Here is a 21,085-nt window from a genome sequence, read left to right as displayed (position 1 = left end):
GGCGCTCCTGCGTGAGATGCGCTGGTGGGACATCGCGCCGGTGCTGGAGCTGGAACGGGAGCTGTTCCCCGACGACGCCTGGTCGGAGGGCATGTTCTGGTCCGAGCTCGCCCACGCGCGCGGCCCGCACGCCACCCGCCGGTACGTCGTGGCGGAGGAGGACGACCGGCTGGTGGGGTACGCGGGGCTCGCCGCGGCCGGCGGGCTCGGCGACGTACAGACGATCGCCGTCTCCCGCGACCAGTGGGGCACCGGGCTGGGCGGGCGGCTGCTCGCCGACCTGCTCCAGCACGCCACCGCCTTCGAGTGCGACGAGGTCCTGCTCGAGGTGCGGGTGGACAACACCCGGGCCCAGAAGCTGTACGAACGCTTCGGCTTCGAACCGATCGGCTTCCGCCGCGGCTACTACCAGCCGGGCAACATCGACGCGCTCGTGATGCGCCTGCGCGTACACACCGTCCAAGGAACTGAGAGCACTGAGAGTCATGGCTGACGAACCCCTCGTCCTCGGCATCGAGACGTCCTGCGACGAGACCGGCGTCGGCATCGTCCGCGGCACGACCCTGCTGGCGGACGCCGTCGCGTCGAGTGTGGACACGCACGCCCGGTACGGCGGTGTCGTGCCCGAGATCGCCTCCCGCGCGCACCTGGAGGCGATGGTCCCGACCATCGAACGCGCCCTGGAGCAGGCGGGTGTGACCGCCCGTGACCTGGACGGCATCGCGGTCACCGCCGGCCCCGGCCTCGCGGGCGCGCTCCTCGTCGGGGTGTCGGCGGCGAAGGCGTACGCGTTCGCGCTGGACAAGCCGCTGTACGGGGTGAACCACCTGGCCTCGCACATCTGCGTCGACCAGCTGGAGCACGGGCCGCTGCCCGAACCGACGATGGCGCTGCTGGTGTCCGGTGGCCACTCCTCGCTGCTGCTCGCCCCGGACATCACCTCCGACGTCCGGCCCATGGGCGCGACGATCGACGACGCGGCGGGCGAGGCGTTCGACAAGATCGCGCGCGTGCTGGACCTGGGCTTCCCGGGCGGGCCGGTGATCGACCGGCTGGCGAGGGAGGGCGACCCGTCCGCGATCGCGTTCCCGCGCGGGCTCAGCGGGCCCCGGGACCCGGCGTACGACTTCTCCTTCTCCGGCCTCAAGACGGCGGTGGCCCGCTGGATCGAGGCCAAGCGGGCGGCGGGCGAAGAGGTGCCGGTACGCGACGTGGCGGCGTCCTTCCAGGAGGCCGTCGTCGACGTCCTGACCCGCAAGGCCGTGCGGGCCTGCAAGGACGAGGGCGTCGACCACCTGATGATCGGCGGCGGCGTGGCCGCCAACTCGCGGCTGCGGGCGTTGGCGGAGGAGCGGTGCGAGCGCGCCGGCATCCGCCTCCGGGTGCCGCGCCCCGGGCTGTGCACGGACAACGGCGCGATGGTCGCCGCCCTGGGCGCCGAGATGGTGGCCCGCAACCGGCCCGCATCCGACCTGGAGCTGTCGGCGGACTCCTCCCTCCCGGTGACGGACCCGCACGTGCCCGGCAACCACGGCCACGGTCACGGACACGATCACGACCACGTGCACGAGATCAGCAAGGACAACCTGTACTCATGACCGTGGTCACCCTGATGTGGGAGGCCCGCGCGGCGGACGGCTGCGGCCCCGAGCTCCTGGCCTGGGCCCGCGCCCAGCCGCTCCCCGGCCCCGCCGCACCGCTCCGCCGCGAGACGTTCACCGCCCCCGGCGACCGGGTCCTGGTCCTCACCTGGTGGGACGCCCCCGGCGACGCCCCCCTCGACGCGGCCCTCCCCGAACTCCCCGACCCCGCCCCCGACCTGGTCACCCGCCCGGTCCACCGCTGGCGCTTCGAGTCGCACGGGACGTGACGGCCGCGCCGGCCGTTCGGCTGACAACCCTCGAATCGGTGCTCGGTAGGCTGGGGCACGGCTCAGAATCCCCGCCATGGGAGAACGTATGACCGCCGGCCCGCCAGAGCAGCCGCTGATCCCGCAGCCTCCGCCGACCGTCACGGCGCTGCGTCAGGCTGTCGCACAGATCACCCCGGCAGCTCTGCCGGCGTTCACCCGGGAGCTGGACCAGGCCGCCGACCAGGCCCGTCTCGGCTCGGACCTCGCGCCGCTCAGGCGCTTCACCGCTCACTGGGCCGTGCATGTGCAGATCCACCGTCGGCCAGCTGTGTCGGCCCGGCTGCGCGCACTGGAGGAAGTCGTCGAAACGGGCGACGCGGAAGAGGTCCGGCGGGCCGCGGCCGAGGTCGGGCGCATTCTCGACGAGGCAAGGGCCGCGCTGTCGCGGAACCCGCGGTGACCGATGCCTGGCGGTGGGAGTACGACCCGGACCAGGCCCACGTGGCCGGTGGGCTTCCCGCGGTGGTCGTCGCCGAGGTGGAGCGACTGACGCCACCTGATCATCGTCGTACGCATCGTCCCGCCGTTCGACAGTCTGTGATCGTCCCCGCCCCGCGCCGCGAGACCGGGGGACCGGAGGCCCAGGGGGCCGGGAACCGGGGGGGCCGGGGGCCCGGGAGGAACTTCCCGAAAGTTTTTCCCGGCGGGTGTCGATCCCGCCCCCTCCCGTTCGACGTAAGGGTGAGAGGCGGGGAACAGCCCCCGCCGCACACCGAGGAGAACGCCATGCCGCGCTTCCTGACGCTGATCCGTGTCGACGAGAAGAACGCCCCCGCCGAGGGGCCGAGCCCCGAGCTGCAGGAGCGGATGGGGAAGCTGCTGGAGGAGATCACCAAGGCGGGCGTCATGCTGGAGACCGCCGGGCTCACGCCGTCCGAGGACGGCACCCGCGTCACCTGGGAGGGCGGGGAGCTGTCGGTGACCGACGGGCCCTTCACCGAGGCCAAGGAGGTCATCGGCGGGTACTCGATCTCGCAGTGCAAGGACAAGGCCGAGGCCGTCGAGTGGACCAAGCGGTTCCTCGCGACGCACGAGGACTACTGGACCATCACCGCCGAGGTGCGGGAGATCGCCGAGGGCTGACCCGCCCGGCGGCGGCCCGTGCGGCACCATGGGGAGGCGTGAGCGCACCCCACGCCGTGGAGACGGTGTTCAGGATCGAGTCTGCGCGGATCATCGCGGCCGTCGCCCGGATCGTCCGTGACGTGGGCATCGCCGAGGAGCTGGCGCAGGACGCGCTGGTCGCCGCCCTGGAGCAGTGGCCGGAGTCGGGCGTCCCGGACAAGCCGGGTGCCTGGCTCATGGCCACGGCCAGGAACCGCGCCGTCGACCTCGTACGCCGCCGCGAGACGTACGCCCGCAAGCTCGCCGAGGTCGGGCGCGACCTGGAGGAGGCGTACGAACCCGAGCCCGCCGCGCCGGACGACATTGACGACGACCTGCTGCGGCTCGTCTTCACCGCCTGCCACCCGGTGCTGTCCCGCCACGCGCGCGTGGCGCTCACCCTGCGGCTCCTCGGCGGGCTGACCACGGAGGAGATCGCCCGCGCCTTCCTGGTCCCGGAGGCGACGGTCGCCCAGCGGATCGTCCGCGCGAAACGTTCCCTCGCCCGCGCGGGCGTGCCCTTCGAGGTGCCGTACGGACAGGACCGGGCCGCCCGGCTGGCGTCCGTGCTGGAGGTCATCTACCTGATCTTCAACGAGGGCTACGCGGCGACCGCCGGCGACCACTGGCTGCGCCCGGGCCTGTGCGAGGACGCCCTGCGGCTCGCGCGCGTGCTGGCCGGCCTGATGCCGGAGGAGCCCGAGGTGCACGGGCTCGCCGCGCTGCTGGAGCTCCAGGCCTCGCGCACGGCGGCACGTACGGGACCGGACGGCGAGCCGGTGCTGCTGGCCGACCAGAACCGGGCGCGCTGGGACCGGTTGCTGATCCGGCGGGGTGTCGCGGCGCTGGAGAGGGCCGGCACGGGCCCGTATTCCCTCCAGGCGGCGATCGCGGCCTGCCACGCGCGGGCGGCGCGGTACGAGGACACCGACTGGGCCACCATCGCGGCCCTGTACGGGCGGCTCGCCGCCGTCGCCCCCTCCCCGGTCGTCGAACTCAACCGCGCGGTGGCCGTGTCGATGGCCGACGGCCCGGCGGCGGGGCTCGCCCTCGTGGACGCCCTCGCCGGCGAACCCGCCCTCACGGGCTACCACCTGCTGCCGAGCGTCCGGGGCGACCTGCTCGCCAGGCTGGGCCGCCGGGACGAGGCGCGGGCGGAGTTCGCACGGGCTGCGTCGCTGGCCCGCAACGCCCGGGAAAGGGCCCTGCTGCTCGAACGATCACGGGAGCTAACCTCGGACCATGCCCAGCCGTAGCCCCCTGCCTCCCCCTCCGCCGCCCGTTCACCTGCGCACCTGGCCGGACCGCGAGGCGCTGCTGGCCGACCGGGCCCTGGCCGTGGGCGAACTGAACCGGCGTGTCCTGGGCGGCCGGAGGCTCACGTACTTCCTGGTCACCCTGGTGGGGCTCCAGCTGGGGTGGGGCCTGGTGGGAGCCGGGCTCACGGCGTTCGACGGACCGGGGGACCCGCTGACGGCCACCGTCGCCGGCCTCACGATCGTCCTGGGGCTGGTCGTGCTGGTCCCGCTCGTCGTCGCCGTCGTGCTCGGCGTCCGCCACGACCGCTCGGCGCGCGCCCGGCTCCTTCAGTGGGCGGCCCTGGACCCCGCCGCGATCCGCGACGCCCGCTTCCGGGCGCCGGGCCTGAGCGTGGCGTGGCTGCTGCTGTCGTTCGCGCAGTGCGCCGCAGGCCTGTGGTTGTCGTTCGCCGTCCCGGCCGCGGCGCGCCCCGGTGACACCACGTACACCGAGGTCGCGTACGCCATGGGCGCCGGGCTCATCCTGTGGGTCAGCGGCCTGCTGGGGGCCGTCAAGGCCGTCGGCCACCGCCGCCTGGTGCTGCGCCTGGCGCCCCGGGCCTGACGGCCCCGGACTTGACGGGCGGTCACGCGAGGGGGGACGGCGCGGGACGGCCGACGAGCATGGTGGGCGCCCCGGCCACCCGGGTCAGGAAAACCGTCGCCGCGTGGGGGCCCTTCGGCTTGAGCTTGCGGCGCAGCTCCTCCGGTTCGACCGCCGAGCCGCGCTTCTTCACCGTCAGGGTGCCCACCTCCCGCTCGCGCAGCAGGGCCTTCAGCTTCTTGAGGTTGAACGGCAGCTCGTCGGTGATCTCGTAGGCGGTGGCGTACGGCGTGGGGCGGAGCTCGTCCGCCGTGACGTACGCGATCGTCTCGTCGACCAGGCCGCCGTCGAGGTCCTCGGCCACCTCCGCGACCAGGTGCGCGCGGATGACGGCGCCGTCCGGCTCGTACAGGAAGCGGCCGACGGGCCGGACGGGCGGGTCGGCCAGACCGCGGCCGGTGAGGGTGTGCGGGCCGGGCAGGAGCGTCGCGGTGACCGTGCCGGGGCGGGTGCCGAACCACAGCACGGCCTCCTTCACGTCACCGCCGTCGGAGACCCATTCGGCCGCGGCGTCCGGCGGCACCGTCTCGTGCGGGATGCCCGGGGCGATCTTCAGCGCCGCGTGGGGCGCCGTGCGGGCCGCCTCGATCGCCCACGACAGGGGCGGGGAGTACGCCTCGGGGTCGAAGATCCGGCCCCCGCCCCGCCCGCCGCGCCGCGCCGGGTCGACGAAGACCGCGTCGTACGGCGAGGTGTCGACCTCGGTGACGTCCGCGCAGCGCACCTCGATCAGGTCGGCCAGGCCCAGCGCGGCGGCGTTCGCGCGGGCGGCCTCGGCGGTCAGCGGGTCGCGGTCGACGGCGAGGACCCGGATGCCGGCGCGGGCCAGCGCGATCGCGTCGCCGCCGATGCCGCCGCACAGGTCGGCGACGCTCCGTACGCCGAGGCGGGCGAAGGCGGCGGCCCGGTGCTCGGCGACCGCCCTGCGGGTGGACTGCTCGACGCCGCCGGGCGTGAAGTACATGCGGTGCGCGTCGCGCTCGCCGAACTTCGCCACCGCCCGCTGCCGCAGCCGGGCCTGCCCGAGCGCCGCCGTGACCAGCTCGGCGGGGTGCTCACGGCGCAGCCGGGAGGCGACCGCCAGCTCCTGGGAGGGGGTGTAGTCGCGCAGGGCGGCGAGCAGGGCCTGGCCCTCGTCGGTGAGGAGCGCGGAGAAGGCGGCGAGATCGGTCACCCGGCCCATTGTGGGCCAGGCGGGGGATGGTGTGCGCCGGGCGGCGGTGTCGGCCGGTAGCGGGGGCGGAGCGCTGACAGGATGCGGCGCCATGCAGCTAGTACGACAAAAAGGTCAAAAGGTAAGTGATGGGGTGGACGTGCAGGGGTGGGCGGCCGAGCGGGTGCGGCCGCCCGTACCGGCACGGCCACGGGCGCGGCTGCGGGCGCGGTTGCGGGCGCGCGTGCTGCTCGCCGCGCTGCTGATCTCGGCGCTCGGTTCCGCCTGCGCGGCGCAGGACGAGGGCGGGCGCGGGCCCGCCGGGGCGGGAGGCGGCGGCGCCGAGCCCGCCGCGGGCCAGCAGGCGCAGCCCCCCGGTACGGCGGCGGCGCTCAGCGCGTACGTCGAGAAGGTCCGGCGCGCCCAGGCCGCCCGTGTCCTGGCGGCCAGGAAGTGGGGTCTCAGGAGCGCCCCGCTCGCCGCACCCCCGCCCCCGGCGGCGGGCGACAAGCCGCACATCACCTTCCGGCAGGGATTCGGTGTCGGCGACCCGAGCCTGCCGCCCGTCTTCACCACCGTCCCCACCAAGGAACGGATCGTGTTCCTGACGATCGACGACGGCGCGGACAAGGATCCCGAGCTGCTGCGGATGATGGACGAACTGGACATCCCCTACAGCGCGTTCCTCAGCGACTACCTCGTCAAGGAGGACTACGGCTACTTCAAGCGGATGCAGGACCGGGGCGTGGCCCTGCACAACCACACCCTCAACCACCGCTACATGCCGGCCCTGTCCTACGCCGAGCAGAAGCGGGAGATCTGCGGGCAGCAGGACACCATCGAGAAGCGCTACGGCAAGCGGCCGCCGCTCTTCCGCCCGCCCTACGGCAACTACAACGCCGACACCCTGCGCGCGGCCCGGGCGTGCGGTGTGAAGGCCGTACCCCTGTGGGCGGCCGAAGCGTTCCCGGACCACATGGAGTGGCGCGAGTGGGACCGGGACCTGCACCCCGGCGACATCATCCTCACCCACTTCCGGGGCCGGGAGGACTGGAACGGCTCCATGGCGGACATGATCCGGCAGGTGATGAACGTCGTCACGGCCAAGGGCTATGCGGTGGCCAGGCTGGAGGACTACGTCTGAGCCGCCCGGAGCCCCGGAAGGGTCCGTCCGGGAGCCGCCCCGGAAGCCGCCCCGGGAATCGCCCCCGGAAGCCGCTTCAGGGGGCCGTTCGCGCCACGACCGGGCGGTGAATTGGCACTCCGCTTGACCGAGTGCTAATCGCGGTCATAGTCTCGGCCCTGGCACTCCCCACTGGAGAGTGCCAACACAGCGACGGGCAGGTCCGGCACCCGCGACGACGGATCCACCTGGTCGCCACCTCAGACAGTTAACCCCGTGAGATCTCCGAAGGGGGAGGTCGGATCGTGACGACCACCAGCTCCAAGGTTGCCATCAAGCCGCTCGAGGACCGCATCGTGGTCCAGCCGCTCGACGCCGAGCAGACCACCGCCTCTGGCCTGGTCATCCCGGACACCGCCAAGGAGAAGCCCCAGGAGGGCGTCGTCCTGGCCGTGGGCCCGGGCCGCTTCGAGAACGGCGAGCGCCTGCCGCTCGACGTCAAGACCGGCGACATCGTGCTGTACAGCAAGTACGGCGGCACCGAGGTCAAGTACAGCGGCGAGGAGTACCTCGTCCTCTCGGCCCGCGACGTGCTCGCGATCGTCGAGAAGTAGGTCGGAGTTCCGGGGGTCGCCCCCCGGAAGCCTCCGCACCCGAGCAATATCGCTTTTCTGAGCTGCGCCCCTGGCCCCCGCTGATGACACATTGCCGGGCGGCGAGGGGCGCGGTTCGTCAACCAGAGTTTTCGAGAGGGCTGAATCGCTCCCATGGCGAAGATCCTGAAGTTCGACGAGGACGCCCGTCGCGCCCTTGAGCGCGGCGTCAACAAGCTTGCCGACACGGTGAAGGTGACGATCGGCCCCAAGGGCCGCAACGTCGTCATCGACAAGAAGTTCGGCGCGCCGACCATCACCAACGACGGTGTCACGATCGCCCGCGAGGTCGAGATCGAGGACCCGTACGAGAACCTCGGCGCCCAGCTGGTGAAGGAGGTGGCGACCAAGACCAACGACATCGCGGGTGACGGCACCACCACCGCCACCGTCCTGGCCCAGGCCCTCGTCCGCGAGGGTCTGCGCAACGTCGCCGCCGGCGCCTCCCCGGCCGCCCTGAAGAAGGGCATCGACGCCGCGGTCAAGGCCGTCTCCGACGACCTGCTCGCCACGGCCCGCCCGATCGACGACAAGGCCGACATCGCCGCCGTGGCCGCGCTCTCCGCGCAGGACCAGCAGGTCGGCGAGCTCATCGCCGAGGCGATGGACAAGGTCGGCAAGGACGGTGTCATCACCGTCGAGGAGTCCAACACCTTCGGCCTGGAGCTGGACTTCACCGAGGGCATGGCCTTCGACAAGGGCTACCTGTCCCCGTACATGGTCACCGACCAGGAGCGTATGGAGGCCGTCCTCGACGACCCGTACATCCTGATCCACCAGGGCAAGATCTCCGCGATCACCGACCTGCTCCCGCTGCTGGAGAAGGTCATCCAGGCCGGCTCCTCCAAGCCGCTCCTGATCATCGCCGAGGACGTCGAGGGCGAGGCGCTGTCGACCCTGGTCGTCAACAAGATCCGCGGCACGTTCAACGCCGTCGCGGTCAAGGCCCCCGGCTTCGGCGACCGCCGCAAGGCGATGCTCGGTGACATGGCCGCCCTCACCGGCGCCACCGTCATCGCCGAGGAGGTCGGCCTCAAGCTCGACCAGGCCGGTCTGGACGTGCTCGGCACGGCCCGCCGCGTCACCGTCACCAAGGACGACACCACGATCGTCGACGGCGGCGGCAACTCCGAGGACGTGCAGGGCCGCGTCGCGCAGATCAAGTCCGAGATCGAGACCACGGACTCCGACTGGGACCGCGAGAAGCTCCAGGAGCGCCTCGCGAAGCTGGCCGGCGGCGTGTGCGTGATCAAGGTCGGCGCCGCCACCGAGGTGGAGCTGAAGGAGAAGAAGCACCGTCTGGAGGACGCCATCTCCGCGACCCGCGCCGCGGTCGAGGAGGGCATCGTCTCCGGTGGTGGCTCCGCGCTCGTCCACGCCGTGAAGGTCCTGGACGGCAACCTCGGCAAGGACGGCGACGAGGCCACCGGTGTCGCGGTCGTCCGCCGCGCCGCGGTCGAGCCGCTGCGCTGGATCGCCGAGAACGCGGGCCTGGAGGGCTACGTCATCACCTCCAAGGTCTCCGAGCTCGACAAGGGCCAGGGCTTCAACGCCGCCACCGGCGAGTACGGCGACCTGATCAAGGCCGGCGTCATCGACCCGGTCAAGGTCACCCGCTCGGCCCTGGAGAACGCCGCCTCCATCGCCTCCCTGCTGCTCACGACCGAGACCCTGGTCGTCGAGAAGAAGGAAGAGGAGCCGGCGGACGCGGGCCACGGCCACGGTCACGGCCACTCCCACTGACGCCTGCTGAGCGTTACGAGGCCCGGTGCCCCCGTCGCGGGGGCACCGGGCCCCGGTGTTTTCCGGGCCGCCCTTCACGGCTCTACGCCGAGCGGCCGAGGTCCGAGGGCCGCACCGGCTCCGCGAACGGCGCGCCCTTCGCGTACCGCTCCAGCTCGTCCAGCGCCCGGTCCGCCATGCGGTGCAGCTCGTTGCCGAGCGAACCCGCGACGTGCGGAGTGAGGAGCACATTGGGGAGCGTGTACAACGGGGAGTCCGGGGGCGGGAGTTCGGGGTCGGTGACGTCGAGCACGGCATGCAGCCGGCCCGAGGTGAGGTGCGGGAGCAGGGCGGTCTCGTCGACCAGCGACCCGCGCGCGGTGTTGATGAGCGTCGCGCCGTCCCGCATGAGCGCCAGCTGTGCGGCGCCGATCATATGGCGCGTGGACGGCAGTTGCGGGGCGTGTACGGAGACGATGTCCGCGCGGGCGCACAACTCGTCGAGCGCCGCCGGGACGGCGCCGAGCGCCGAGGCCTCGACCGGGGTGACGTAAGGGTCGTGGAGCAGGACCCGCAGGTCGAAGGGGCGCAGCAGCTCCATCACACGGCGGCCGATGCGGGACGCGCCGACGATGCCGACCGTGCGGCCGTGGTTGCCGCTGTCGGCGAGCTCAGCCGCCCAGTCGTGGCCGCTGCGCAGCTCGGCGTACCGCCGGGCCGCGTGGAGGACGCGCTTGCCGGACAGCAGGATCGCGGCCAGCGTGTACTCGGCCACGGGCAGGGCGTTGGCGGTGGCCGTCGAGGTCACGCCGATGCCGCGTTCCCAACAGGCCTCCGTGATGTGGTGCTTGACGGACCCGGCGGCATGGACGACGACCCGGAGGCCGGGCGCCCGGTCGAGCACGTCCGCCGTGAGCGGCGTCGCGCCCCAGCAGGTGAACAACACCTCGGCCTCCCCGAGCGCGGCGGCGACCCGGGGCGTTGGGGCGGCCAGGTCGTGGGCGACCAGGTGCGGGTCGGTGTGCGCGAGGGCGGTGAGGCGGGCGCGGTGGGCGTCGGTGAGCAGACGTCCCGCGATGCCGGGGCCCATGGCCAGCAGCAGGCGGGGGCGCCGGGAGGGCTGGTGGTCGGTGGCGGGGCTCATGGCGGGCGCGGGGCCTCCTGAACGGACGGCGACACGGCTGATACGGCGTGTGGCCGCGATGATCGGGCTCCCCCTGGGCGAAGTCAAGGCCGAAAGGCCGTGTGCCCCACGAGCCCCCACCCCCGCGGGGGTTGTGCCCGGGCGGCCGTTCCCGTTGCCGGCTCCCGGGCCCGTCGTGGCGACCAGGGCCGCGCCCATGCTCGTGGCCCCGCCCCGCCCCGCCCCGGCCCGCGGGGCCGCCCCGCCGCCCCAGGGCGAGGCGCGCCCGAAGTCGGCCCCCCGGCAGCTCGGTGACTACCGCGGCCCGTACTTCCGGCCCGCTCGGGAGCTCACGCCTCCGAGCAGGCTGCGGGGCGCCAGCTTCACCACGCCCATCAGGGCCTTGTAGCGCGGGTCGGGGATGGACAGGGTCCGGCCCCGCGCGAGGTCCGCCAGCGCCGAGGCCACCAGCTTGTCGGCGTCCAGCCACATCCAGCCGGGGATGTTGTCCGTGCCCATCCCGGCCCGCTGGTGGAACTCCGTACGCACGAAGCCGGGGCACAGCGCCATCAGCCGCACCCCGCTGCCCGCCAGGTCACGGGCCGCGCCCTGGGTGAACTGCACGACCCACGCCTTCGACGCCCCGTACGTGCCGCGCGGAACGAAGGCGGCGACCGACGCCACGTTCACCACGCCGCCCCGCCCCCGGTCGCGCATCGACGCCGTCGCCGCCGACGTCAGCCGCAGCACCGCCTCGCAGTGCACCTTCAGCATCGTCAGCTCGTCGGCCATCGACACTTCCAGGAACCGGCCCTTGTTGCCGAACCCGGCGTTGTTGATCAGCAGGTCGACCGGCCGCTTGCGGTCGGCCAGCCGTGCCTCCACGGCCGCGATGCCGCTCTCCTCGGACAGGTCGGCCGCGAGGACCTCCGCCTCGATGCCGTGCCGGTCGTGCAGCTCGGTCGCCTGCTCCCGCAGCCGCTTCACATCCCGGGCCACCAGCACCACGTCGCGGCCGTCCGCCGCCAGCCGCCGCGCGAAGGCGGCCCCGATTCCCGCCGTCGCGCCCGTGATCAGTGCAGTCGTCATACGCCGCACGTTAGTGCCCCGCGCGGACAGGCGGACGCGGGGTCGCGCGCGGCGGGGGACGGATCACCGTACATATACGGAGTGTCGGGATCCGCCGCGCGCGGAGCCGCTACGAACGGTGCTTCGCCACGTACGTCCGGGCGGTCTCGCGCAGCTCCGGGTCCAGCGCCTCGCCCGCGGCCAGCAGGCCGGGCAGCAGCTCGCGCTGGAGCATGAGCGCCCGGAACGCCAGCTCGACCGTCACGTCGTGGTCCGGCCGGTGTACGACCTCGATGGGGTCCCCCGCGCGGATCTCACCCGGCTCCACGACCCTGAGGTACGGCCCGGGCGCCGCGCGCCGGGTGAACCGCTTCACCCAGCCCCGCTCGTCCAGCCAGCTCGCGAACGTACGGCAGGGCACGCGCCCCGACGCCACCTCCAGGACCGCCGATCCACCGATCCGCCACCGCTCCCCGATGAGCGCGGCGTTGACGTCCAGCCCCTCCGTGGTGAGGTTCTCCCCGAAGGCGCCGTTGGCTATCGCGCGCCCCAGCTCGCTCTCCCAGTGGTCCAGGTCCTCGCGCGCGAACGCGTACACCGCCTGGTGGGTCCCGCCGTGATGGCGGAGGTCGCAGACCGCGTCCCCGGCCACACCGCTCGCCCCCACGCCCTTGGGCCCCGGATCGGCCACCCGCACGGGCCCCTCGGCCGGCCGCTTGTCGATGCCCGTCGTGCCGCTCGGCGCGTCGGTGTACCCCACGGCCCGCGGCCGCCCCACGTTGACGGAGAGAACTCTCATGGCGCCACGCTAACGCGCGCTCCCCAAAGGGACGAGTGAATAATTCGCGCCCGGTCCAAGCAAGGCTTATATTCGAAAGGTGATCGAAGCCCGTCATCTGCGCGTGCTCCGCGCCGTCGCCACCACCGGGTCCTTCTCCGCGGCAGCGCGCGAACTGGGCTGCACGCAGCCCGCGGTGAGCCAGCAGATGAAGGCGCTCGAAACCTCCGCGGGAACGCCCCTGCTGGTCCGCACGGGCCGCGAGATGCGCCTGACGCAGGCCGGCGAGGCCCTCGTACGGCACGCCTCCGGCATCCTCGCGGGCCTCACCGCAGCCGAGGAGGAGATCGCCGCCATCGCCGGCCTGCGCGCCGGCCGGGTCCGGCTGGTCTCCTTCTCCAGCGGCAGCTCCACCCTCGTACCGGCCGCCCTCGCCGCACTCCGCGCCGCCCACCCCGGCACCCAGGTGTCCCTGGTGGAGGCGGAACCGCCCCGCTCGGTCGAGATGCTCCGCGACGGGGACTGCGACGTGGCCCTCGCCTTCCGCTACCGCCCGGCCGCCGCCGAGTGGGACGACCTCGTCGTACGCCCCCTCCTCGCCGACCGCCTCGTCGGCCTGGTCCCCGACGGGCACCGCCTCGGCGACGCGGACGCCGTCGCCATCGGCGAGCTGGCCGAGGAGTCGTGGATCGCGGGCTGCCCGCGGTGCCGCCGCCAGCTCGTGGAGGTGTGCGAGGGGGCCGGGTTCGTCCCGCGCATCGACTTCGCGACCGACGACTACCCGGCGGTGATCGGCCTGGTCGGCGCGGGTCTCGGCGTCGCGGTCCTGCCCGAGCTCGCCCTCCGCTCGGTACGCCCCCGGGGGGCCAGGACGGTGGCGGTCGAGCCGGCCGTCGAGCGCGAGATCGTCGCCCTGACCCTCCCGGACCTCGCCAAGGTGCCCGCCGTGGCCGCCACCCTCGACCACCTGACCCGCGCCGCCGCGCTGGCCTGAGCCCGCCCGCTGCCCAGGGGGAGGACCCGTACCTGAGGGGCGGCCCGTACCTGAGGGGCGGCCCGTACCTGCGGGGCGGCCTGAGGCGGCCGCCCCGGAGGGCCTTGTGGATGGTGTGGTGCCGAAAGCTGTCGTGGTGCCGAAAGTCGTTGCAGAAACGTTCCTTCAGGCGCGGGCCGGAGTCCCCGACGACGCCGTGATGAGACGGTTGCGGGCTCGTCCCATGAGTTCTTCGCGCTCGTCCTCGGTGAGGCCGCCCCATACGCCGTAGGGCTCCCGCACGGCCAGTGCGTGGGCCGCGCACTCCGCGCGGACCGGGCACCGCATGCAGACCTCTTTCGCCGAGTTCTCGCGCGCACTCCGCGCCGCGCCACGCTCCCCCTCCGGGTGGAAGAAGAGCGAACTGTCGACCCCCCGGCATGCCGCGAGCAGCTGCCAGTCCCACAGGTCGGCGTTGGGTCCGGGAAGGCGGGAGAAATCTGCCATAGCGCATGTCCCCTTGGTTCCGGTACTGAGCGGGTGAGTGGGCTGATACAGCCACGACCGTACAACTACTGTCTAAGTAGATGTAAATATGACTCATTGCGAATCTAGCTACAGACACCGACAAAGTGAAGGAAAAGCCGCTAAATGGGGCATAGCTCTGGGTGAAGCAACCGTGACCTGCGTCGCTCTCCTCCGTGTGCGCTCCCTCACGTAGAGTGCCGACAGGGGAGGGCGTACCCGTAACTCTTTCGAGTGACCGTCGTTGAGAGTGCGGAGGCGGTTGAGAGAACAAGCGCTCGGGCAGGTGTCCGGGAGCGTCAACCGCACAGGTGACGATTCGTAACCAGCCTGGAGGCTCAAGGTGACGCGCATCAGCTGCGGAGGACGGCCATGACATCCGTCCTCGTCTGCGACGACTCCCCGCTTGCCCGAGAAGCGCTCCGCCGCGCCGTCGCGACGGTGCCCGGCGTCGAGCGCGTGACGACCGCGGCCAACGGCGAGGAAGTCCTCCGCCGCTGGGGCGCGGACCGCTCGGACCTCATTCTGATGGACGTGCGCATGCCCGGACTGGGCGGCGTGGAGACCGTCCGCCGGCTGCTCTCCGCGGACCCCGGCGCCCGCATCATCATGCTCACCGTCGCCGAGGACCTGGACGGCGTGGCGCTCGCCGTCGCCGCCGGTGCCCGTGGGTACCTGCACAAGGATGCCTCGCGCGCCGAGCTGCGGGCCACGGTCACCCAGGCCCTCGCCGACCCGACGTGGCGGCTCGCCCCGCGCCGGCTGCGCTCGGCCGAGATGGGCGCCGCCCCCACCCTCACCGCGCGCGAGATCCAGGTGCTGGAGGGCATGAGTCACGGCCGCTCCAACGCCGAGATCGGCCGTGAGCTCTTCCTCTCCGAGGACACGGTCAAGACGCACGCCAGGAGGCTCTTCAAGAAGCTGGGCGCATCGGACCGGGCGCACGCCGTCGCGCTCGGTTTCCGCTGGGGCCTGGTGCGCTAGGGCGTGACCGTACCGATCCCCGTCCGCCCTCCGGCGGACGGGGCGGCGGAGGCCCGATATCTGTTTCCGGTCGGATGCCGCATCCTTGAAGGGTGGAGTTCCTCGGGGACGAGTCGATCGAGCGGGAGGGGAGGGCGCAGGGGATGACTTCCGGCGCACCTGCTCATAACGCTTCGGTGCACAACAGTGGACGCGGTGCCGCGGACGGGCGACCGCCAGGGCACCATGGACCGATGCGCGACGACGAGGCGGCGGCCCATGCCCGCGGGGCCATCGGTGCACTCGTACACCGTGCGGTCGAAGGCGACGAGCAGGCCACGCACGACCTCCTGGCCCACGTCCACCCCCTGGCCCTGCGCTACTGCCGTACGCGGCTGAACCGGCTGCCCGGTGACGCCCGCCACTTCGTCGAGGACCTCGCCCAGGAGGTCTGCGTCGCGGTCCTGATGGCCCTGCCGCGGTACCGGGACACCGGGCGCCCCTTCGAGGCGTTCGTCTTCGCCATCGCCGGCCACAAGGTCGCCGACCTCCAGCGCGCCGCCATGCGGCACCCCGGCTCCACCGCCGTCCCCTCCGACGAGATGCCCGAGCGGCCGGACGACTCCCTCGGCCCCGAGGAGCGGGCGCTGCTCAGCGACGACGCCGAGTGGGCCAAGCGCCTCCTCGCCAACCTCCCGGAGAACCAGCGCGAGCTGCTGGTGCTGCGGGTCGCCGTGGGGCTCACGGCCGAGGAGACCGGCCAGATGCTGGGCATGTCCCCCGGGGCGGTACGGGTCGCGCAGCACCGCGCGCTCAGCCGGCTGCGGGCCCTCGCCGAACAGTGAGCCGCGGGAAGGGCCCAGTGCCGAGCCGCGGGAGCGGCCCCGTACGGACGCGTCCGTACGTGTGAACGTCCAAACCTTCCGGGTGATCTTGCTCGTGGAATGAGACACGGCCACAGGCCGTTAGCATGGACATCCGCACCGATCAAGGCCATTTGGGGAAGGTGTCATGACTGCCAACGTCGACGGAGTGCCCGAGAAATTCGCGACACTCGGGCTGACCTACGACGACGTGCTGCTGCTGCCCGGCGCGTCCGACATGGCACCCGACCAGATCGACACGTCCTCGTACATCTCCAAGAACGTACGGGTGAACATCCCGCTGCTGTCCGCCGCCATGGACAAGGTCACCGAGTCGCGCATGGCGATCGCGATGGCCCGCCAGGGCGGCGTCGGCGTGCTGCACCGCAACCTCTCGATCGCCGACCAGGCCAACCAGGTCGACCTGGTCAAGCGCTCCGAGTCCGGCATGGTGACCGACCCGATCACCGTCCACCCCGACGCGACGCTCGCCGAGGCCGACGCCATCTGCGGCAAGTTCCGCATCAGCGGCGTCCCCGTCACCGACGCGGCGGGCAAGCTCCTCGGCATCGTCACCAACCGCGACATGGCCTTCGAGACCGACCGCAGCCAGCAGGTGCGGGACGTCATGACGCCCATGCCGCTGGTCACCGGCAAGGTCGGCATCTCCGGCGTCGACGCCATGGAGCTGCTGCGCCGCCACAAGATCGAGAAGCTGCCGCTCGTCGACGACGCGGGCATCCTCAAGGGCCTCATCACCGTCAAGGACTTCGTCAAGGCGGAGAAGTACCCCAACGCCGCCAAGGACAAGGAGGGCCGGCTCCTCGTCGGTGCCGCCGTCGGCGTCGCGGGGGACGCGTTCGAGCGCGCCCAGGCGCTGATCGAGGCGGGCGTCGACTTCATCGTCGTCGACACCGCGCACGGCCACTCCCGGCTCGTCGGCGAGATGGTCGCCAAGATCAAGTCGAACGCTCCGGTGGACGTCATCGGCGGCAACGTCGCCACGCGTGACGGCGCCCAGGCGCTGATCGACGCCGGTGTCGACGGCATCAAGGTCGGCGTGGGCCCCGGCTCCATCTGCACCACCCGTGTGGTCGCCGGCATCGGCGTCCCCCAGGTGACCGCCATCTACGAGGCGTCCCTCGCCGCCAAGGCGGCCGGTGTCCCGGTCATCGGCGACGGTGGCCTGCAGTACTCGGGAGACATCGCCAAGGCCCTGGTCGCCGGCGCCGACACGGTGATGCTCGGCTCGCTCCTCGCGGGCTGCGAGGAGTCGCCGGGCGAGCTGATGTTCATCAACGGCAAGCAGTTCAAGTCGTACCGCGGCATGGGTTCGCTCGGCGCCATGCAGACCCGTGGCGAGCAGCGCTCCTTCTCCAAGGACCGGTACTTCCAGGAGGGCGTCGCCTCCGACGAGAAGCTCGTGCCCGAGGGCATCGAGGGCCAGGTGCCCTTCCGCGGCCCGCTCTCCGCGGTCGTCCACCAGCTCGTCGGCGGTCTGCGCCAGTCGATGTTCTACGTCGGCGGCCGCACCGTCCCGGAGCTCCAGGACCGCGGCCGGTTCGTCCGGATCACCTCGGCGGGCCTCAAGGAGAGCCACCCGCACGACATCCAGATGACGGTCGAGGCGCCGAACTACAGCAGGAAGTGACGCGAGACAGCGCGGAAAGCGGTCCACGCGCGCGAGGAGGGGCGGTCCCGTATTCGGACGGGACCGCCCCTCCCGCGCGTGTCGGGGATACTGGTAGGCGCAGACGTAGAGGGAAAGGCCACACATCGTGACTGAGATCGAGATCGGGCGCGGCAAGCGCGGCCGCAGGGCGTACGCGTTCGACGACATCGCCGTCGTACCGAGCCGGCGCACCCGGGACCCGAAGGAGGTCTCGATCGCCTGGCAGATCGACGCCTACCGGTTCGAGCTGCCGTTCCTGGCCGCTCCGATGGACTCGGTGGTCTCCCCGCAGACCGCGATCCGCATCGGCCAGATGGGCGGCCTGGGCGTCCTGAACCTCGAGGGCCTGTGGACCCGGTACGAGGACCCGCAGCCGCTGCTCGACGAGATCGCCGAGCTGGACGAGGCGAACGCGACCCGCCGTCTGCAGGAGATCTACGCGGCCCCGATCCAGGAGGAGCTGATCGGGCAGCGCATCAAGGAGGTGCGCGACTCGGGCGTGGTCACCGCGGCCGCGCTCTCCCCGCAGCGCACCGCCCAGTTCTCCAAGGCCGTCGTCGACGCCGGCGTGGACATCTTCGTCATCCGCGGTACGACCGTCTCCGCCGAGCACGTGTCGGGCGCCGCCGAGCCGCTGAACCTGAAGCAGTTCATCTACGAGCTCGACGTCCCCGTCATCGTCGGCGGCTGCGCCACCTACACGGCCGCCCTGCACCTGATGCGCACCGGCGCGGCGGGTGTCCTCGTCGGCTTCGGCGGCGGCGCCGCGCACACCACCCGCAACGTGCTGGGCATCCAGGTGCCGATGGCGACCGCCGTCGCGGACGTCGCGGCCGCGCGCCGGGACTACATGGACGAGTCCGGCGGCCGGTACGTCCACGTCATCGCGGACGGCGGTGTGGGCTGGTCGGGCGACCTGCCCAAGGCGATCGCCTGCGGCGCCGACTCGGTGATGATCGGCTCCCCGCTCGCCCGGGCGACCGACGCCCCGGGCAAGGGCCACCACTGGGGCATGGAGGCCGTCCACGAGGACGTCCCGCGTGGCAAGCTGGTGGACCTGGGCATCGTCGGGACGACCGAGGAGATCCTGTCCGGCCCGTCGCACTCGCCGGACGGGTCGATGAACTTCTTCGGCGCGCTGCGCCGTGCGATGGCGACGACGGGCTACAGCGAGCTCAAGGAGTTCCAGCGCGTCGAGGTCACGGTCGCGGACGCCCAGCACAAGCGCTGAGCCGCAGCGGCCGGCCGGCTGGGCCGGTGCGGCTGGCTGGCTGAGTTGCCGCGGCTGACGGGCTGAGTGGCCGCAGCCGGCCCGGCTGGGCGCTGGTGGACACCGGCCGCCGCGCGGCTGGTCGGCTGGGCCGCCGCCGCGGCGGGCCAGCCGTCGTTGTCGTGTACGCGAAGGGCCCGCACCGGGTGACGGTGCGGGCCCTTCGCGTGCGTGGCGGCGGGCCGGTCAGCCGTTGGCCTTCTTGGCGCCACCGAAGGCGGCGACGGCGCCGATGGCGAGGAAGAGGTAGGACATGCCGTCCGCGGTCTCCTTCCACAGGTCGGTCAGCGAACCGAAGTCCTCCATGAGGATCTCCGGCGCGGACCCGCCGAGGGTGTTGCTGATGACGACCGCCACGGCGACGAGCTGGCCGAGGTAGACGGCGCCGATCGACAGGAGCGCGGCGACGACGGGCAGCGCCGGGTTGCGGCCGCCGACCTTGGCGGCGGCGAAGCCGACGAGGAAGCCGACGCCGATCGCCGCGTAACCGATCTCGCGCTCGATCGCGCCGCCTATCGCGCCGTACGCGACGGCGGCGACCACGGCGGCCACGAGGGCGGTCAGCAGGCCGAGCGCGACGTTGTCCCGCGCGGGGGCCGGGGCCTGGGCGGGCGGGTACGGGGCGGCCGGGCCGCCGGCGAAGGGGTTGCCGGGCGGCGGCGGCGGAACGGGCTGGCTCATGCTGGGAAATCCCCCCTGAAAACGGTACAGACCCTGCGTGCACCTGCGCACATAAAGTCTGCGTAAGTGAGGCCCGGAGACTAACAGGCCCCTCCGACAGCCCGGCAGCCCGGCATCCTCGTCCCCGCCCGGATGCTGGGCGTGTGCGTCACAGCCGGTGTGCCGCGCCCGCCGGCGTGACGCCGCGGGTGTCCAGCAGGAGCTGGGCCTTCACGGCCAGCCCCTGGAGGTCGTAGGTGCGGTGGTGCTGGAGCAGGACCGTCAGGTCGGCGGCCGCGGCGGCCTCGTAGAGGGAGTCCGCCCGGGGGACGGGCAGGTCGCGGACGCGCCAGTCGGCGACGTACGGGTCGTGGTAGCTGACCGCGGCGCCCATGTCCATCAGGCGGCGGCCGATCTCGGTCGCGGGGGAGCCCTCCTGGTCGGCCAGGTCCGGCTTGTAGGTGACGCCGAGCAGCAGGACGCGGGCGCCGCGCGCGGACTTGCCGTGCTCGTTGAGGAGCGTGGCGCAGCGCTGGATGACGTACTGCGGCATGCGTTCGTTGACCTGGCCCGCCAGTTCCACCAGCCGCAGCGGGCGGTGGGTGCCGATCGTGTCGACGGGGACGCCGTGGCCGCCGACACCGGGGCCCGGCCGGAAGGCCTGGAACCCGAACGGTTTGGTCTCGGCGCACCGGATGACGTCCCAGAGGTCGACGCCCAGGTCGTGGCAGAGCACCGCCATCTCGTTGACCAGCGCGATGTTGACGTGCCGGAAGTTGGTTTCCAGCAGCTTGACGGTCTCGGCCTCCCGGGTGCCACGCGCGCGTACGACCTTGTCGGTGAGGCGGCCGTAGAAGGCGGCGGCCGACTCGGTGCAGGCCGGGGTGAGGCCGCCGATGACCCGGGGTGTGTGGGCGAAGTCGTGGGCGCGGTTGCCGGGGTCGAGACGCCCGGGGGAGTACGCGAGGTGGAAGTCCCGGCCGGCCCGCAGGCCCGAGCCCGCTTCGAGGAGCGGACGCAGCACGTCCTCGGTGGTGCCGGGGTGGACGGGCGACTCGAGCAGGACGGTGGTGTTGGGGCGCAGCCGGGCCGCCAGCGCGCGCGCCGCCTCGGCGACGGCGCCGAGGTCCGGTGTGCGGTCGGCGCCGAGGGGGGTGGGGGTGCAGATGACGGCGGTACGGACGCGGCCCAGCTCGGTGGGGTTGGTGGTCGGCCGGAAGCCCCCCGAGAGCATCCGGCGGATCTCCGAGGCGGTGAGCGAGCCGTCGACCGGCGGCCGGCCGGCCGCCAGCTCCGCCACCGGGCGCGGGTCGGTGTCGAAGCCGATGGTGTCGACCCCGGCGGCTGTGGCGGCTTGGGCCAGGGGCAGTCCGAGGTGGCCGAGGCCGATGACGGCGAGGTCTGCGGGCATGGGTGATGCCGTCCTTCCCAGTAGCCGGAGTGGACGAGACGCGCAAGTCCTGTGGACAGAACGAGCGCAGCGCAATGTCAGACTAGGCGTAAATATGACCGTTATGCGGCATTGTGAGCCGTGGTTCGGCCGAGTGTTGTCCACAGGCGGTGGCTGAAGTCGGGGGCCCGGGACAGAATCGAGTGTGTGAGCCCGAGCACACGGGACCAC

22 protein-coding genes are annotated in these 21,085 nt (G+C 72.7%); 15 read left to right on the top strand and 7 right to left on the bottom strand.

Going from position 1 to position 21,085, the window contains the following annotated elements:
• Positions 1 to 16: 16 nt before the first annotated feature.
• The 7 genes from rimI (at position 17) to EIZ62_RS12615 (ending at position 4,879) form a co-directional block, all read left to right on the top strand.
• On the top strand, positions 17 to 493 hold the full coding sequence (rimI, locus tag EIZ62_RS12645) for a ribosomal protein S18-alanine N-acetyltransferase (protein WP_156696366.1): 477 nt from the start codon (positions 17 to 19) through the stop codon (positions 491 to 493).
• The gene (gene tsaD / locus EIZ62_RS12640; protein ID WP_156692809.1) at positions 486 to 1,598 is read left to right on the top strand and encodes a tRNA (adenosine(37)-N6)-threonylcarbamoyltransferase complex transferase subunit TsaD; all 1,113 of its coding nucleotides are present in this window, start codon (positions 486 to 488) and stop codon (positions 1,596 to 1,598) included. Before rimI ends, tsaD begins: the two co-directional genes overlap by 8 nt.
• Positions 1,595 to 1,870 carry a hypothetical protein gene (locus EIZ62_RS12635; RefSeq protein WP_156692808.1) on the top strand — a complete coding sequence of 92 codons (276 nt, stop codon included), beginning with the start codon at positions 1,595 to 1,597 and terminating at the stop codon, positions 1,868 to 1,870. The genes tsaD and EIZ62_RS12635 overlap by 4 nt, the downstream gene beginning before the upstream one ends.
• A gap of 88 nt (positions 1,871 to 1,958) precedes the next feature.
• The gene (locus tag EIZ62_RS12630) at positions 1,959 to 2,312 is read left to right on the top strand and encodes a DUF6247 family protein (protein ID WP_156696365.1); all 354 of its coding nucleotides are present in this window, start codon (positions 1,959 to 1,961) and stop codon (positions 2,310 to 2,312) included.
• 326 nt (positions 2,313 to 2,638) lie between these two features.
• On the top strand, positions 2,639 to 2,995 hold the full coding sequence (locus EIZ62_RS12625; protein WP_156692807.1) for a YciI family protein: 357 nt from the start codon (positions 2,639 to 2,641) through the stop codon (positions 2,993 to 2,995).
• Positions 2,996 to 3,033: 38 nt separating this feature from the next.
• Positions 3,034 to 4,272 (top strand): RNA polymerase sigma factor, encoded by a 1,239-nt coding sequence (locus EIZ62_RS12620; RefSeq protein ID WP_156692806.1) that lies wholly within the window; start codon positions 3,034 to 3,036, stop codon positions 4,270 to 4,272.
• Positions 4,259 to 4,879: a hypothetical protein gene (locus EIZ62_RS12615; protein WP_156692805.1), complete on the top strand. Its 621-nt coding sequence runs from the start codon at positions 4,259 to 4,261 to the stop codon at positions 4,877 to 4,879. The genes EIZ62_RS12620 and EIZ62_RS12615 overlap by 14 nt, the downstream gene beginning before the upstream one ends.
• A 22-nt stretch (positions 4,880 to 4,901) precedes the next feature.
• Here the strand turns inward: EIZ62_RS12615 and EIZ62_RS12610 are convergent, their stop codons facing one another.
• Complete coding sequence (locus tag EIZ62_RS12610; protein ID WP_156696364.1) at positions 4,902 to 6,101, bottom strand: THUMP-like domain-containing protein; 1,200 nt, start codon at positions 6,099 to 6,101, stop codon at positions 4,902 to 4,904.
• A 190-nt stretch (positions 6,102 to 6,291) separates the two neighbouring features.
• On the opposite strand from EIZ62_RS12610, the gene EIZ62_RS12605 reads away from it, so the two are divergent.
• The 3 genes from EIZ62_RS12605 (at position 6,292) to groL (ending at position 9,590) form a co-directional block, all read left to right on the top strand.
• Positions 6,292 to 7,215, top strand: a complete 924-nt coding sequence (locus tag EIZ62_RS12605; RefSeq protein WP_425281874.1) for a polysaccharide deacetylase family protein — start codon at positions 6,292 to 6,294, stop codon at positions 7,213 to 7,215.
• Between the two features lie 284 nt (positions 7,216 to 7,499).
• Positions 7,500 to 7,808, top strand: coding sequence for a co-chaperone GroES (groES, locus tag EIZ62_RS12600; RefSeq protein WP_010471835.1), 309 nt, complete (start codon positions 7,500 to 7,502; stop codon positions 7,806 to 7,808).
• A gap of 153 nt (positions 7,809 to 7,961) precedes the next feature.
• The gene (gene groL / locus EIZ62_RS12595; protein WP_156692803.1) at positions 7,962 to 9,590 is read left to right on the top strand and encodes a chaperonin GroEL; all 1,629 of its coding nucleotides are present in this window, start codon (positions 7,962 to 7,964) and stop codon (positions 9,588 to 9,590) included.
• An 82-nt stretch (positions 9,591 to 9,672) separates the two neighbouring features.
• On the opposite strand, the gene EIZ62_RS12590 is transcribed toward groL, so the two are convergent.
• The 3 genes from EIZ62_RS12590 to EIZ62_RS12580 all read right to left on the bottom strand — a co-directional run bounded on the left by EIZ62_RS12590 (position 9,673) and on the right by EIZ62_RS12580 (position 12,559).
• On the bottom strand, positions 9,673 to 10,713 hold the full coding sequence (locus EIZ62_RS12590; RefSeq protein ID WP_156692802.1) for a hydroxyacid dehydrogenase: 1,041 nt from the start codon (positions 10,711 to 10,713) through the stop codon (positions 9,673 to 9,675).
• 294 nt (positions 10,714 to 11,007) lie between these two features.
• A complete protein-coding gene (locus tag EIZ62_RS12585) occupies positions 11,008 to 11,781 on the bottom strand; it encodes an SDR family NAD(P)-dependent oxidoreductase (RefSeq protein ID WP_156692801.1) in 774 nt (257 codons plus the stop codon).
• Positions 11,782 to 11,890: 109 nt separating this feature from the next.
• Entirely contained in the window at positions 11,891 to 12,559 is a 669-nt protein-coding gene (locus EIZ62_RS12580) for an MOSC domain-containing protein (protein ID WP_156692800.1), read from the bottom strand.
• Between the two features lie 79 nt (positions 12,560 to 12,638).
• Here EIZ62_RS12580 and EIZ62_RS12575 point away from each other — a divergent pair, with 79 nt between their 5' ends.
• The gene (locus EIZ62_RS12575) at positions 12,639 to 13,532 is read left to right on the top strand and encodes a LysR family transcriptional regulator (protein ID WP_156692799.1); all 894 of its coding nucleotides are present in this window, start codon (positions 12,639 to 12,641) and stop codon (positions 13,530 to 13,532) included.
• A 165-nt stretch (positions 13,533 to 13,697) separates the two neighbouring features.
• On the opposite strand, the gene EIZ62_RS12570 is transcribed toward EIZ62_RS12575, so the two are convergent.
• Positions 13,698 to 14,018: a WhiB family transcriptional regulator gene (locus EIZ62_RS12570; RefSeq protein ID WP_156692798.1), complete on the bottom strand. Its 321-nt coding sequence runs from the start codon at positions 14,016 to 14,018 to the stop codon at positions 13,698 to 13,700.
• Between the two features lie 390 nt (positions 14,019 to 14,408).
• Here EIZ62_RS12570 and EIZ62_RS12565 point away from each other — a divergent pair, with 390 nt between their 5' ends.
• The 4 genes from EIZ62_RS12565 to EIZ62_RS12550 all read left to right on the top strand — a co-directional run bounded on the left by EIZ62_RS12565 (position 14,409) and on the right by EIZ62_RS12550 (position 18,765).
• Positions 14,409 to 15,020, top strand: a complete 612-nt coding sequence (locus tag EIZ62_RS12565; protein ID WP_003948568.1) for a response regulator transcription factor — start codon at positions 14,409 to 14,411, stop codon at positions 15,018 to 15,020.
• A gap of 233 nt (positions 15,021 to 15,253) precedes the next feature.
• Entirely contained in the window at positions 15,254 to 15,844 is a 591-nt protein-coding gene (locus tag EIZ62_RS12560) for a sigma-70 family RNA polymerase sigma factor (protein WP_156692797.1), read from the top strand.
• A gap of 166 nt (positions 15,845 to 16,010) precedes the next feature.
• Positions 16,011 to 17,513, top strand: a complete 1,503-nt coding sequence (gene guaB, locus EIZ62_RS12555) for an IMP dehydrogenase (RefSeq protein WP_156692796.1) — start codon at positions 16,011 to 16,013, stop codon at positions 17,511 to 17,513.
• A gap of 127 nt (positions 17,514 to 17,640) precedes the next feature.
• Positions 17,641 to 18,765: a GuaB3 family IMP dehydrogenase-related protein gene (locus tag EIZ62_RS12550; RefSeq protein WP_156692795.1), complete on the top strand. Its 1,125-nt coding sequence runs from the start codon at positions 17,641 to 17,643 to the stop codon at positions 18,763 to 18,765.
• 225 nt (positions 18,766 to 18,990) lie between these two features.
• On the opposite strand, the gene EIZ62_RS12545 is transcribed toward EIZ62_RS12550, so the two are convergent.
• Complete coding sequence (locus EIZ62_RS12545; protein WP_156692794.1) at positions 18,991 to 19,485, bottom strand: hypothetical protein; 495 nt, start codon at positions 19,483 to 19,485, stop codon at positions 18,991 to 18,993.
• Positions 19,486 to 19,633: 148 nt separating this feature from the next.
• Positions 19,634 to 20,875 carry a nucleotide sugar dehydrogenase gene (locus tag EIZ62_RS12540; protein ID WP_156692793.1) on the bottom strand — a complete coding sequence of 414 codons (1,242 nt, stop codon included), beginning with the start codon at positions 20,873 to 20,875 and terminating at the stop codon, positions 19,634 to 19,636.
• Positions 20,876 to 21,085 lie beyond the last annotated feature (210 nt).

It is taken from the genome of Streptomyces ficellus, assembly GCF_009739905.1.
In the GTDB taxonomy this organism is placed as follows: Bacteria; Actinomycetota; Actinomycetes; order Streptomycetales; family Streptomycetaceae; genus Streptomyces; species Streptomyces ficellus_A.
The sequence above is the reverse complement of the archived record's forward strand: the minus strand, read 5'-3'. Positions and strand labels throughout refer to the sequence as shown.